The sequence below is a fragment of the Fusobacterium perfoetens genome, from assembly GCF_021531595.1.
Taxonomy (GTDB): Bacteria; Fusobacteriota; Fusobacteriia; order Fusobacteriales; family Fusobacteriaceae; genus Fusobacterium_B.
Map to the genome: position 1 here is coordinate 32,446 of NZ_JADYUD010000016.1, position 13,945 is coordinate 46,390.

14 protein-coding genes are annotated in these 13,945 nt (G+C 30.7%); 9 read left to right on the top strand and 5 right to left on the bottom strand.

The features are described 5' to 3' along the window. Nucleotides 1-9: 9 nt before the first annotated feature. On the top strand, nt 10-1,050 hold the full coding sequence (locus I6E17_RS08630; RefSeq protein ID WP_176829500.1) for a sugar kinase: 1,041 nt from the start codon (nt 10-12) through the stop codon (nt 1,048-1,050). Between the two features lie 232 nt (nt 1,051-1,282). Further along, nucleotides 1,283-1,594: a thioredoxin gene (trxA, locus tag I6E17_RS08635; RefSeq protein WP_176829499.1), complete on the top strand. Its 312-nt coding sequence runs from the start codon at nt 1,283-1,285 to the stop codon at nt 1,592-1,594. A 104-nt stretch (nt 1,595-1,698) separates the two neighbouring features. Here the strand turns inward: trxA and I6E17_RS08640 are convergent, their stop codons facing one another. The 5 genes from I6E17_RS08640 to I6E17_RS08660 all read right to left on the bottom strand — a co-directional run bounded on the left by I6E17_RS08640 (nt 1,699) and on the right by I6E17_RS08660 (nt 6,372). Then, nucleotides 1,699-2,364 (bottom strand): Crp/Fnr family transcriptional regulator, encoded by a 666-nt coding sequence (locus tag I6E17_RS08640; protein ID WP_235236739.1) that lies wholly within the window; start codon nt 2,362-2,364, stop codon nt 1,699-1,701. Between the two features lie 119 nt (nt 2,365-2,483). After that, nucleotides 2,484-3,995 carry a glutamate--tRNA ligase gene (gltX, locus tag I6E17_RS08645; RefSeq protein WP_235236741.1) on the bottom strand — a complete coding sequence of 504 codons (1,512 nt, stop codon included), beginning with the start codon at nt 3,993-3,995 and terminating at the stop codon, nt 2,484-2,486. A 65-nt stretch (nt 3,996-4,060) separates the two neighbouring features. Next, nucleotides 4,061-5,158, bottom strand: a complete 1,098-nt coding sequence (prfB, locus tag I6E17_RS08650; protein WP_176829496.1) for a peptide chain release factor 2 — start codon at nt 5,156-5,158, stop codon at nt 4,061-4,063. Nucleotides 5,159-5,233: 75 nt separating this feature from the next. Next, nucleotides 5,234-5,596 carry a holo-ACP synthase gene (gene acpS / locus I6E17_RS08655; RefSeq protein ID WP_176829527.1) on the bottom strand — a complete coding sequence of 121 codons (363 nt, stop codon included), beginning with the start codon at nt 5,594-5,596 and terminating at the stop codon, nt 5,234-5,236. Nucleotides 5,597-5,613: 17 nt separating this feature from the next. Continuing rightward, nucleotides 5,614-6,372 carry a TatD family hydrolase gene (locus tag I6E17_RS08660; protein ID WP_235236743.1) on the bottom strand — a complete coding sequence of 253 codons (759 nt, stop codon included), beginning with the start codon at nt 6,370-6,372 and terminating at the stop codon, nt 5,614-5,616. 294 nt (nt 6,373-6,666) lie between these two features. On the opposite strand from I6E17_RS08660, the gene I6E17_RS08665 reads away from it, so the two are divergent. From I6E17_RS08665 to I6E17_RS08695, 7 genes are all read left to right on the top strand, one after another. Beyond that, the gene (locus I6E17_RS08665) at nt 6,667-7,962 is read left to right on the top strand and encodes a Na+/H+ antiporter family protein (RefSeq protein ID WP_176829494.1); all 1,296 of its coding nucleotides are present in this window, start codon (nt 6,667-6,669) and stop codon (nt 7,960-7,962) included. 125 nt (nt 7,963-8,087) lie between these two features. Continuing rightward, nucleotides 8,088-9,182: a redox-regulated ATPase YchF gene (ychF, locus tag I6E17_RS08670; RefSeq protein WP_235236745.1), complete on the top strand. Its 1,095-nt coding sequence runs from the start codon at nt 8,088-8,090 to the stop codon at nt 9,180-9,182. Nucleotides 9,183-9,263: 81 nt separating this feature from the next. Continuing rightward, the gene (locus I6E17_RS08675) at nt 9,264-9,752 is read left to right on the top strand and encodes a YceD family protein (protein WP_176829492.1); all 489 of its coding nucleotides are present in this window, start codon (nt 9,264-9,266) and stop codon (nt 9,750-9,752) included. Between the two features lie 30 nt (nt 9,753-9,782). Continuing rightward, nucleotides 9,783-9,968, top strand: coding sequence for a 50S ribosomal protein L32 (gene rpmF / locus I6E17_RS08680; protein WP_176829491.1), 186 nt, complete (start codon nt 9,783-9,785; stop codon nt 9,966-9,968). Between the two features lie 236 nt (nt 9,969-10,204). Further along, on the top strand, nt 10,205-10,672 hold the full coding sequence (locus tag I6E17_RS08685) for a DUF1850 domain-containing protein (RefSeq protein WP_235236748.1): 468 nt from the start codon (nt 10,205-10,207) through the stop codon (nt 10,670-10,672). 20 nt (nt 10,673-10,692) lie between these two features. Next, nucleotides 10,693-12,663, top strand: a complete 1,971-nt coding sequence (locus I6E17_RS08690; RefSeq protein ID WP_235236750.1) for a TRAP transporter permease — start codon at nt 10,693-10,695, stop codon at nt 12,661-12,663. Between the two features lie 22 nt (nt 12,664-12,685). Continuing rightward, nucleotides 12,686-13,630, top strand: coding sequence for a TAXI family TRAP transporter solute-binding subunit (locus I6E17_RS08695; protein WP_235236752.1), 945 nt, complete (start codon nt 12,686-12,688; stop codon nt 13,628-13,630). Nucleotides 13,631-13,945: the final 315 nt, after the last annotated feature.

Here is a 13,945-nt window from a genome sequence, read left to right on the forward strand (position 1 = left end):
GGGCTCAAAGTGGGAAGAATATTTGATTTTCATAACAGAGAATTCGGATTAGCATGCAGTGGTGAAATTTTACTAAGACTTTCTCCAGTTAATAATGAGCTTCTAGTTCAAGGAACCCTTCTTGAAAAAAATATAGGGGGAGCAGAGTTTAATGTTGCAACAGGTGTTTCTTCTTTAGGAGTAAAAAGTACTCTTATAACTAAATTACCTGAAAATGAACTTGGAAGATATGCAAAAAGAGTTATAAACTCAAACGGAGTAGACAGCAGTTTTATAATTGATGATAACTCTTTATATAGAAGGCTTGCTATATATTTTTATGAATATGGAGCTTCTCCAAGAAAGCCTAATGTAACTTATGATAGACATGATTCATCATTTCAATTTATGAATGTGGAAGAACTTAATAAAGAAATTTATGAAAAGTGTGAAATCTTCCATACAAGTGGAATAAGTCTTGGACTTTGTGAAAATTCAAAACAACTTACTAAAGATTTAATAAAGAAGTTTAAAGAAAAAGGAGGATTAATTTCTTTTGATGTAAACTTCAGAAGAAATCTTTGGGGAGATGAAGAGAATGCAAGAAAAGAAATAGAAGAAATTCTTCCTTCAATAGATATACTTTTTGCTTCAGAAGAAACATTAAGAAAGATGTTTAAGCAAATAGGAGATATGGAAACTATTATGAGAAACTTTGCTAAAGAACATAATATATCTCTTCTTGCTTCAACTCAAAGAACAGTAAATTCACCAAAATCACATAATTTTACTTCTATAATATATAACAACAAAGAGGATAAATTCTATTCTGAAAAATCTTATGAAAACATTGAAATTATAGACAGAATAGGAAGTGGAGATGCTTATGTTGCAGGTGTACTTTACGGAATTCTTAAATTTAATGATACAGAAAAAGCACTTAAATACGGAAATGCCTGTGGTGCTATAAAAAACACAATTACAGGTGATAATAATTGTGCAGGTGCAGGTCTTATTAAAGGAATAATAGAAGATCATGAATTTGGAAGCACAAGTGAGATGAATAGATAATAAAATAGCTAGCTACAATATTTTTCATGCTGAAAAATTTTTACCTTTCTAAAAAGACAGGACTGCTCTCCTGTCTTTTTTCTTTTGCAAAAAAAGAAGGAAAATACTATTTTTTATAGAATAATAAAATAGTAAGTATGTGACTTAGTCACATACAAAATTTAGAAAAAATAATATAATAATCATGTAAAGAAGATAAAGCATGATTAGTGAATTTTAAGGAGGAAACAAAATGGCAGTTCTACATGTAACAAAAGATAGTTTTGAAAAGGAAGTATTAAAATCAGATGTACCGGTGTTAGTTGATTTCTGGGCAACATGGTGCGGACCTTGTAGAGCGTTAGGACCAATTCTTGATGAAGTATCAGACGAAGTTTCATCAGTTAAAATTGTAAAAGTAAATGTTGATGAAGAGTCAGACTTAGCCGGAGAATTCAGAATTATGTCTATTCCTACTATGATTTTATTTAAAGATGGTAAACCAGTAGAGAAATCAGTTGGACTTCTTCAAAAGAATGAAGTTCTTGATTTAATAAAAAAATAATCCTAAAAACTAAAAATTAAAGTTTTACAAACTCCCAAAAAACAGATAACAGAGAGGTATCCCCTCTCTGTTATTTTTTAGTAATAAATTTTAATATTTTTAAATTAGATTAATTTTTTTAGTTTACTTTTATCTGAAATAGTTATAATTCCTCTTGAAAGTGATACAATTCCTTCAGTTTGAAAATATTTAAGCATTCTTGAAACAACTTCCCTTGCAGTTCCCATATTTTTAGCAATATAGTCATGAGTAAGGTTTAAAATATCAGTTTTTGATGAAAGAGATTGTTCTAAAAGAAAGATTGCCAGTCTTTTGTCAAAACTCATAAAGACTATCTGTTCCATAATCCACATAGCATCAGAAAAACTTTGATTTATTATGCTGCTTGTAAATCTTTCTACAACAATATTTTTATCTTTTATTTCTTTATATTTATGTGGATTTATAAGATATACTTCACTTTCTTTTTCTGCATCAATAAAAATATCAAAATTAATATTTGTCAATATACATGAAGCAGAAAGGACACATACTTCATAGGGATTAAGTTTATAAAGAGTAATTTCTTTTCCTTCTGAAGATAGCATATATACTCTTACAAGTCCTGATTTAATGACTAAAATTCCTGTACATTCAGTTGAATCATGGATATTTTCTCCAGCTGAAAATTTTTGAAGGGAGCTGTTATCCAAGATAATTTTTTGCTCGTCTTCTGTTATTTTATCCCAGAAGGGAAAAGCTTTTTGAAAAAAAATTCTACTTTCTGTCATGAATAATATCTCTCCTTTTATTATTGTCAATAAGCATAAGAATATGATGTGACTTCAGGATAAAAAAACTCCCTGCATACAAAATTTTATAAGCAGGGAAGTTTCTGATAAACTGAAAATTAAATGTTATATAATGCAATCATTCTTCTTAATCTTCCAAGAGTTCTTTCTTTTCCAATTATAGAAATAAGATTGTATAAGTCTGCACCCTTAGGTTGACCAGTAAGAACAGCTCTTAAAGGCATATATACTTTTCCAGGTCCTTCTCCAATTTCTTCAAGTGTATCAGTAAGAAGTTTTTTAGCATCATCTAAAGGAATATCTTCAGAAGGATATGCTTCTATTTTATCAAGGAATAATTTTATAGATTTTTTACCAGTTTCATCTTGAATACCGTTATATAATCTTTCAATTCCTTTTCTTTCTTTTTTATCCATATCTTCAGTTATTTCAGGAAGAGTATATTCATCTTTAAAGTAAACTTCTGATTCATCAGCTATTTCTTTTAAAGTATGAGCATGTTCTCTTAATATTTCAACTATTCTTTCAAGAGCATATCTTTCATGTTCTGTTAAAGTTTCTCCTACATATCCTTTAGCTTGGAAGAAAGGTATAGCAAGATCAGTAAGCTCTTTAAGATCTTTCATTCTCATATGTTGATTATTTATCCATCCAAGTTTTACAAGGTCAAATACAGGTCCTCCAAGAGAAACATTATCAATATTGAATGTATCTTTAAATTCTTGAAGACTGAAAATTTCTTTTCCATCTTTAAATGAATAAGCCATAAGTCCAAGGAAGTTTAATAATCCTTCTTTTAAGTATCCGTTATCTTTATACCAATTTAATGAAACAGGATTTTTTCTTTTAGAAATTTTAGTTCTGTCACTGTTTCTTAAAAGAGGCATATGAATAAATTCAGGCTGTTCCCATCCAAATGCTTTATATAGTTGAATATGTTTAGGAGTAGAAGAAATCCATTCCTCAGCTCTGATAACATGAGTTATTCCCATTAAGTGGTCATCTACAACATTTGCAAGGTGATAAGTAGGGAATCCATCAGCTTTTAATAAAACCTGATCATCTATTTTGCTGTTTTCAAAAACAATATCTCCTCTTAATCTGTCATGGATAACAGTTTCACCTTCATAAGGCATTTTAAGTCTTATAACATATGGTTCTCCAGCTGCAAGTTTAGCTTCAATTTCTTCTTTAGTAAGGCTTCTGCAGTGTCCGTCATATCCTGGAGCTTTTTTCATAGCTTTTTGTCTTTCTCTTAAGTTATCAAGTCTCTCAGGAGTACAGAAACAGTAATATGCTTCACCCTTTTCAACAAGTTGTCTTGCGTAGTCTCCATAAATACCAAATCTTTCAGATTGTCTGTATGGCCCTACAGGTCCACCGATATCAGGACCTTCTGCCCAGTTAAGTCCAAGCCAGTTAAGTGAGTCAAATATCATTTGCTCAGATCCCTCTGTATATCTGTTTTGGTCTGTATCCTCTATTCTTAAAATGAATTCTCCATTGTTAACATGTGCAAAAGCAATATTGAACATAGCAATATATGCTGTTCCAACATGAGGATCTCCTGTAGGAGATGGAGCTACCCTAGTTCTTACTTTTCTTTCCATTGATTGTTTAACCCCCAATATTTTTATTATCTAAATTAAATTTTAGCATATTTCATATTTTTTTTCTATCTTTTTATCCATCTTAAATAAGCATTAATGAAATCATCAATATCTCCATCCATAACTGCTTTTATATTTCCAGATTCACATCCTGTTCTATGATCTTTAACCATAGTATAAGGCTGAAATACATATGATCTTATTTGGTTTCCCCAACCTATGTCAGATTGTTCTCCTTGAATTTTTTTCATTTCTTCTTCTTTTTTCTTAATTTCAAGATCAAGAAGTTTTGCCTGAAGAACTTTCATAGCTTTTTCTCTGTTTAAAAGCTGAGAACGCTCTTGTTGACATGTAGTAACAATCCCTGTAGGGATATGTGTAATTCTAACAGCAGAATCAGTCATATTAACATGCTGTCCTCCAGCTCCTCCAGCTCTATATGTATCAATTCTTAAATCTCCAGGATTTATTTCTACTTCAATGGTTTCATCAACTTCAGGAAGAACATCAAGAGAAGCAAAAGAAGTGTGCCTTTTTTTATTAGCATCAAAAGGAGAAATTCTTACAAGTCTATGCACACCTTTTTCTGCTTTCAGATAACCATAAGCATATACTCCTTCAACAAGAAGAGTGATTGATTTTATTCCTACAGAATCTCCAGGCATAAAATCAAGCTGACTTACTTTATATCCTTTTTCAGCAAACCATCTGCTGTACATTCTATATAGCATATCAACCCAGTCACATGCTTCTGTTCCTCCAGCACCTGAATGAATTGTAATTATGGCATTATTTCCATCATATTTTCCATCAAGAAGAAGCTTAACATCAAGAGTATCAATTTCATGTGCAAGTTTTTTATGTTTTTCTTCAAGTTCAGGTATGAAGTCTTCCTCTCCCATATCAATGAATTCAATTAAAACTTCTTCATCATGATACATATTTTCAATTGCTTTATATTCGTTAATAAGGTCTTTATTTTCATTTATTTTTTTTATAACAGTTTGACTTTCTTTTTTGTCATTCCAAAAGCCTTCTTCTGTTGTCTTTTTTTCAAGACTTTGGACAGTATTTTCTCTCTCTTCAAGTTTTACAGTCTGTTTTATTCCTTCTATTTTTTCTTTATAGGTCTGAAATTCTCTTTTCAGTTCTAAAATATCCATAATAAACACTCCAATTAAAAAATTTGCAATTTTCTTTAACAAAGCTTAAGAAAATATTTGAAAAGAAAGCTTAAATTATCGTATGAATATCACAGCTACAGCAGTAGCATAATCTCTACAGTGTGAAATAGAAATTTCAGTATAATATTTTTCATTGAAATCTTCAATATTATTTTTAAAAATTACATAAGGTTTTCCAAGTTCATTATTTAATATTTCTATATCAGCAGGGGAGAAATTTCTTACTCCTGTACCAAGAGCTTTTGAAACAGCTTCTTTTGCAGAAAATTTTCCTGCATATGTTTCAGCTCTGTTTCCTTTTGAAACTATATACTCAACTTCTTTTTCAGTAAATACTTTATGTATAAAATTTTCTTTTGAAACAGCTTTTTCTATACGGCTTATTTCAATAATATCATTTCCTATTCCATGAAATATCATAATATTTATCTTCCTTATTTTATATTATAAATTTTCTTTGCATTTTCTGTAGTTATTTTTATTACTTCTTCAACAGGAATATTTTTTAACTCTGCAATTTTTTCAGCAACATATTTTACATATATAGGTTCATTTCTTTTTCCTCTGAATGGAACAGGTGTAAGATATGGTGCATCTGTTTCTATTACAATTTTTGAAAGATCAATTTTCTCTATAAAGTCAACGGTTTTTCTTGCATTTTTAAATGTAAGAACCCCTCCTATTCCAAAGACATATCCTTCAGGAACTTGCATTGCGCTTTCAAAAGAACCTGGATAACAGTGGAAAACTCCTTTTACATCAGGAAATTCATTTAAAATATTAATAGTATCTTCCATTGCATCTCTTGAGTGAATAACAACAGGAAGATTTAATTTTTGAGCAAGTTTCATTTGAGCTCTGAATCCTTCTTTCTGAACTTCTTTTTCATCTTCCATCCAATAATAATCAAGCCCAATTTCACCTATGGCAACTACTTTTTCATGTTTTGAAAGTTCTTCAATTTTTTTCTCAACTTCATCATTATAAGTTGATATATCTGTTGGATGAACTCCTACTACAGCATATACAAAAGGATATTTTTCACTATATTTAACACTTTCTTCAGATGTTTCAAGATCATTTCCTATATTTACAATAAATTCAAGTTCATTTTCAGCTCTTTTAAAAACTTCCTCTCTGTCTTCATTGAATTTACTGTCATTAACATGGCAGTGAGAATCTGCTGGTTTCATATAATATCGTCTCCTTATTAAAATTCTTCTATTAATTATATCATAAGTTTAATTTTTTTATATCAGATATCTATAAAATAGTATTTAGATTATTTTTTATGATAAAAGCTATGTCTACTGTAAAAATTCTTATAAATCAGAGAAACAGAAATTTTTTTATATTGATTTAAGAGAGATTTAATGATAAAATTAATAGGAATTATGTATATTATTTACTGATTTGGGCTGTGAAAAATCACAGTTTTTTTTATAAAAAACAAGAAAGTTATAAAATAACTTTTAAGGGGGAAAAATATGTTGTTTAATCCAGTAATTTTGTCGGTGACGGCAATGATGGTACTGTGTCTTTTAAAACTTAATGTTATTATTGCAATTCTTATATCTGCTCTTATTGCAGGGGTATCAGCAGGAATGGGACTTGGAGAAACAATGAGTATTCTTATAAATGGAATGGGAGGAAACTCTGAAACAGCTCTAAGTTATATTCTTTTAGGAACTCTAGCAGTAGCAATAAATAATTCAGGGCTTGCTAAGATTATTGCTCTTAAAATTTCAGGAATAGTAAAAAATAAGAAAATTTTATTAATATTTATTCTTGCAGCTATAGCATGTTCATCACAAAATCTTATTCCTGTACATATAGCTTTTATACCTATACTTATTCCACCTCTTCTTCCGCTTATGAATAAGCTTAAGATAGACAGAAGAGCTGTTGCGTGTGCTCTTACTTTTGGACTTAAAGCACCGTATATTGTTCTTCCAGTAGGGTTTGGACTTATATTTCAAACTATAGTTAAGGATCAACTTAATGCGAACAATGTTCCTATGACATTGAAAGAAGTTTCTTCAGTGAACTGGCTTCTTGGGGCAGGAATGCTTTTAGGACTTCTTATAGCAGTATTTTTCAGTTATAGAAAACCAAGAGAATATAAAATAAATGAAGAAGAAAATAAATCAGAAAATGATATAATTTTTGAAAAGAAACATATGTTTGCACTTATTGGGGCAGTAATAGCTTTTGGTGTTCAGCTTAAAACAGGTTCTCTTCCTTTGGGAGCTTTATTTGCTTTGATGTTTATGGCTATTACAAATGTTATTCCTTGGAAACATATAGATGAGACTCTTGATGGAGGTCTTCATCTTATGGGATTTATTGCTTTTGTTATGCTTGTTGCAGCAGGATATGGAAATGTAATAAGAGAAACTGGAGCAGTTCCTGAACTTGTTGAAGGAGTAATTTCTATAATAGGAACAAATAAAATTCTAGGAGCTTTTGTTATGCTTCTTGTAGGACTTTTTGTAACTCTTGGTATAGGAACTTCATTTGGAACAATTCCTATTCTTGCAGTTATTTATTGTCCTCTTGCAATAAGTCTTGGATTCAGTCCAGCAGGAACAGCAATTTTAGTTGCAGCTGCAGGTGCTCTTGGAGATGCAGGATCTCCTGCTTCAGACTCAACACTTGGACCTACAGCAGGTCTTAATGCAGATGGACAGCATCAGCATATATGGGATACTTGTGTACCTACATTTTTACACTATAATATACCGTTAATAATTTTTGGATTAATAGGTTCGCTTGTATTTTAAAAAATCTTTATTTTCTTTATGCAGTTAAAAAAATGAACCAAAAGAAAATAATAATATTTCTTTAAAAAAAGTATTATTTATGATAAAATTTATAGTAAAATAAATTCTGGGAGGCAAAATATAAAATGATTGGAATAGGAATAGTCGGACTTCCAAATGTAGGAAAATCAACTCTTTTCAATGCAATAACTAAAGCGGGGGCAGCAGAGGCTGCTAACTATCCGTTCTGTACTATAGAACCAAATGTAGGAATGGTAACAGTTCCTGATAAGAGAATAGATGAACTTGCTAAGATAATTAATCCTCAAAGAGTTGTTCAAGCAACAGTTGAGTTTGTGGATATAGCAGGACTTGTTGCAGGAGCTTCAAAAGGAGAGGGATTAGGAAATAAATTCCTTTCAAATATAAGAGGAACAGCAGCAATATGTCAAGTTGTAAGATGTTTTGATGATGATAATGTTGTTCATGTAAGCGGAGGAGTAGATCCTATAAGAGATATAAATGTTATAAATGGAGAACTTATCTTAGCTGATATGGAAACAATAGATAAAGCTCTTGAAAAAAATAAAAAACTTCTTGTTACAAAAAATAAAGATGTAATGAAACTTGTTCCTGTGTTAGAAAAATGTCAGGCACATTTAAATGAAGAAAAATTATTAAAGACTCTTAATCTTACAGATGAAGAAAAAGAACTTATAAAAGTTTATCAGCTTCTTACAATAAAACCAATGATTTTTGTTACAAATGTATCTGAAGATGATTTAGCAACAGGAAACGAATATGTTGAAAAAGTAAGAGAATATGCAAAAGGACTTGATTCAGAAGTTGTTATAGTTTCTGCAAAAGTTGAAGAAGAACTTCAAGAAATGGAAGAAGCAGATAAAGAAGAATTTTTAGAAAGTCTTGGTGTAGAAGAGGCTGGTCTTAACAGATTAATAAGAGCAGGATTTAAACTTCTTGGGCTTCAAACTTATTTTACAGCAGGAGTAAAAGAAGTTAGAGCATGGACAATCAATATAGGAGATACTGCTCCAAAAGCAGCAGGAGTTATCCATACAGATTTTGAAAGAGGATTTATAAGAGCTAAAGTTGCAAGCTATGAAGATTTTATAAAATACTCTGGATGGAAAGGAACTCAGGAAGCAGGAGTTATGAGAGTAGAAGGAAAAGATTATGTTGTTCAAGACGGAGATTTAATGGAATTTTTATTTAATGTATAGTAATTTGTTAAGAAAATATACTTGACAAGAAAGTGAAAACCGTGTAGAATAATTGGGTATGATAACATGAGGGGGCTATCTATGAAAATTAAATTATTAGATCTTGACAGAGAGAACATAAAATTTAATTTTTCAGTTTCCAGCTTAGAAGGTGTAGACCTTGAAGGAGAACTTCATATTGAAGGGAAAGCTAAAAGGTTAAATAATGAATACTTTATAGAAGGAAAATATTCAGCTAGAATAAAGACACAATGTGTTAGATGTTTAGAAGAAATTATAGTTGATTTGGGTGAAAAAGAATTTAATGCTAAGTTTTTAAATCCACAGGACTATGAAAGATACTTAGAAACTCTGGCTAAAGCTGCTGAAATGACCGAAGAGGATTATTTTGAGGCAGAAGGTAATGAAATTGATGTCACAGAATTAGTAAGAGAAGAGTTACTTTTAGAGATGCCACAGTATCCTGCCTGCGTTCCGGAATGTAAAGATGATTCTTATTTACAGAAATACAGTAACGACGGAATGGATAGTAGATGGGCACAGTTGTTAGATATAAAAATAAAAAATTAAAATAAGAATTTGTGAGGAGGGGAAACTAAAATGGCAGTACCTAAGAAAAAGACTTCAAAAGCTAAAAAAAATATGAGAAGATCTCACCATGGATTAGCAGCATCTACATTAATCACTTGTGAAAAATGTGGAGCTACAAAAAGACCTCATAGAGTTTGTTTAGAGTGTGGAGATTACAACGGAAAACAAGTACTAAAAACAGCTGATGCTGAATAGTTTTAGTCAAAATAAAAAAAGCAAGTTTAGAAATATAATCTTGCTTTTTTTATTTTTTGGAAAAAATCATAAATTTATTAAAAATTAAAATCGGTGCATATATAAAATGTACCGATTTTTTTTAAAGTGTATAAAAAAGTTATAAAAAGTGTTGACATAAAAAGATATAAATGTTATTATTCATTAACGAAATACATATATTAAATATATATAATTTAACAAGGATATATATAAAAATGATAAATAAAAAAGTAATAGTAGGATTAACAGCTTTAATTTTTTTATTAATTTTTTTCTTAAAACCAAATTATACATTAGTTATTGAAGACAGAGACAAAGGAAGAATATATAATTTTCCTTTAAAAGAAAAAAAATTTTCACTTGGTTATACTCATTCTGTTATGAAAACAGAAGCAGAAGAATTTTTTACAGCAGAAAAAAATAAGAAATTAAAACTTGTAGAAACAGAATATAAATCATATGGAGTTGGTCTTCCTTTTTTGCCAGAAGAGGGAAAGCTAATTATAAGGGACGGAAAGTTTATACTTTATATAAATAGAGAATTTGAAAATATATCAATGGTAATTTCTCCAATAGGAAAACATTTCCTGAGAGTTGATGGTAAAAAATATATGCTTAGTGAGATGCTTGGGGATAAGCCAGTAAAAATATTGTTAACTATTAAAAAAGATTATAGATTTTAGTAACAAGGGGGAGTTTGGTTATGAAACAAGAAGCGGTATTAAATGTGAATTCAGCCATGAATACCAAATCTTCAGAAGTTGAAGAATTGATGGCAAAATATGACAAAGGTTCAAGATACAGAGTACTTTCAGGAACACAGGGAAAAATAGTTTCAGTTCTTTTATTCTGTTTTACAGTTTTTCAACTTTATTATGGAATAAGAGGAGGAATTGATGCACAGATAGCCCGTTCAATTCATCTTGCTTTTGGTCTTACAGCAGTATTCTTTTTATATCCTACAAGTTCAAAAATGGATAAATACAGTTTACATCCTTTTGATTGCTTTTTGGGAATTCTTGCAGGAGCATGTTGTCTGTATGTTGTAATTTTCTTTGAAGACATTGTAATGAGACAAGGGCTTATAAATGGAATGGATATGATTGTAGGAGGAATTGCTGTTCTTCTTGTTCTTGAAGCTGCAAGAAGAATGATAGGGCTTCCTATGGTGGTTATATCTCTTGGATTTATACTCTATGCTCTTCTTGGAAGAAGTATTCCAGGAGCTCTTGGGCATAGAGGCGTAAGTCTTGAAGGGCTTGTACAACATCTTTTCTATACAACAGAAGGAATTATGGGACTTCCCATTCAAGTATCTTCAACATTTATATTTATTTTCCTTTTATTTGGTGCATATCTTGAAAAAACAGGAATGGGAGAATTTTTCATAGATCTTGCAAACTCAGTAGCAGGAAGTTCACCTGGAGGTCCTGCAAAAGTTGCTGTTATTTCAAGTGCATGTATGGGAACTTTATCAGGAAGTTCTGTGGCAAATGTTGTTGGAACAGGAAGCTTTACTATTCCAATGATGAAAAGACTAGGATATAAAGGAGAATTTGCAGGAGCAGTAGAAGCTACAGCTTCTACAGGAGGACAGTTAATGCCACCTATTATGGGAGCAGCAGCTTTTCTTCTTGCAGAAATAACAGGAACACCTTATTCAAAAGTAATACTTGCAGCAGCAATACCTGCAGTTTTATATTATCTTGGTGTATTTATAGGAGTTCATTTTGAAGCAAAAAAATTAGGGCTAAAAGGACTTCCTAAAGAAGAAATTCCTAAGTTTTCAGTTGTAATGAAAACAAGAGGACAGCTTATTATCCCTATATTTGTTGTAATAGGACTTTTAAGCAGTGGATGGTCTCCTATATATGCAGCTCTTGGGGCAGTTGCTTCTACAATTATATGTGCAGCTATAAAAAAAGAAACAAGACTTTCTTTTATGGATATAATTCAAGGAATGGTAGCAGGAGCAAAAAGTGCTTTAACAGTAATAGCAGCTTGTGCTTGTGCAGGAATTATTACAGGAGTTGTAACTAAAACAGGTCTTGGTCTAAAAGTAGGTTCAATACTTGTTGGAATTGCAAATGGAAATCTTATACTTACTCTTTTCTTTACAATGATAACATCACTTATACTTGGAATAGGAGTTCCTACAACAGCAAACTATGTAATAACATCAACTATAGCAGCACCTGCAATTCTTCTTATAACAGATGCAGCAGGAGTTCCTGTAGTTCCTGTTCTTGCAGCTCATTTATTTGTGTTCTACTTTGGTATAATAGCAGATGTAACTCCTCCTGTATGTCTTGCAGCAGTTGCTGCAGCTGGAGTAGCAAAATCAGAACCTATGGAAACAGGAATGCAGGCGACAAGACTTGCTATAGGTGCTTTCCTTATTCCTTATATGTTTGTAATAAGTCCTGATTTAATAATGATAAATCCTGGTCCAACAGTAATATCAAGTATAATAACAGCTATAATTGGAATATGTTGTGTATCAATAGGACTTACAGGATTCTTTAAAGTAAAAATGAATGTTGTTGAAAGAGTTTTATTTATTGTAGCTGGGCTTTTAACTTTAAAACCTGGATATAAAACAGATCTTTTAGGATTAGTTTTAATAGTAGTTGTTTATTATATTCAAAATAAAAAAATAAAAAATAATAAATAATATTTTAGAGGGGGAAGTTGGTATGAAAAAGATAATTGCAATAATGGCTTTAGCTTTAGGACTTGCAGCATGTGGAGGAAGTGAAAAAGCACCTACAACTTATGTTAATATAGGAACTGGAGGAACGGCTGGAACTTATTATCCATTAGGAGGAGCTTTTGCAGAAATATGGAATACAAATATTGAAGGAGTGAATGCAACAGCAGAATCAACAGGAGCATCAGTAGCGAATGTTAATATGCTTCAAAAAGGTGATATTGATGTAGCAATAATTCAAAACGATGTAGCATCTTATGCTGAAAATGGAGTTGAACTTTTTGAAAATAAAGTAGAAAATATAAGAGGAATGGCAACATTATACAGTGAACCTATTCAATGTATTACAACTGATGGAAGTGTAAAGTCAATATCTGATTTAAAAGGAAAGAAAGTAGCAATAGGAGCTATAGGAAGTGGAGTTTATTGCAATGCTGTGCAAATCCTTGCAGAAGCAGGAATAACTGAAAAAGATTATAAACCTCAATACCTTTCATTTGCAGAAGCAGCAACAGGTTTAAGAGATAGACAAATAGATGCAGCATTTATAGTTGCTGGAGTTCCTACATCAGCAATAGTTGACCTTGCTACTCAAAGAGATGTAAAAGTTGTCAATCTTGATAAAGAACTTGCAGATAAATTAAAAGCTAAATATTCTTATTATACAGATTATGAAATCCCTGCAGGAACTTACAGTACGCAAAAAGAAGATGCTCAAACTCTTACAGTACAATCTATGCTTGTAGTAAGCTCTAAATTATCAGAAGATATGGTTTACAATATGCTTAAATCTATGTATGAAAATACAGATAGAATTAAAGCAGCTCATAAAGTAGGAGAATTTATTAAAGAGGAAAGTGGACTTGAAGGAATGAGTATAACTCTTCATCCAGGTGCAGAAAAATATTTTTCTGAAAAAGGAATAAAATAAATAAAATAAATAAAAAAAGAGGAGGTAGTTCTAAGCTATCTCTTTTTTTATAGTTATTATTTTTGAATAAGAATTAATTTATAAATATATTGAAGTATAATGTCGTAATATATTCGATAAGTTTAAAAATAGAACTGAAGTTTCAAAAATAAAATTAAAAAAAATTTGACAAATAAAAGATAATAATATATACTTATTTTGTTATAAGGCTGTCAGACAACTAGATAGCGAAACATTTTTTTCCAGGAGGGGTTTATGAATATTTTATTAGTTGTACTTACTGTAGCGTTAATATTCTGTATAGCAAAATTAATT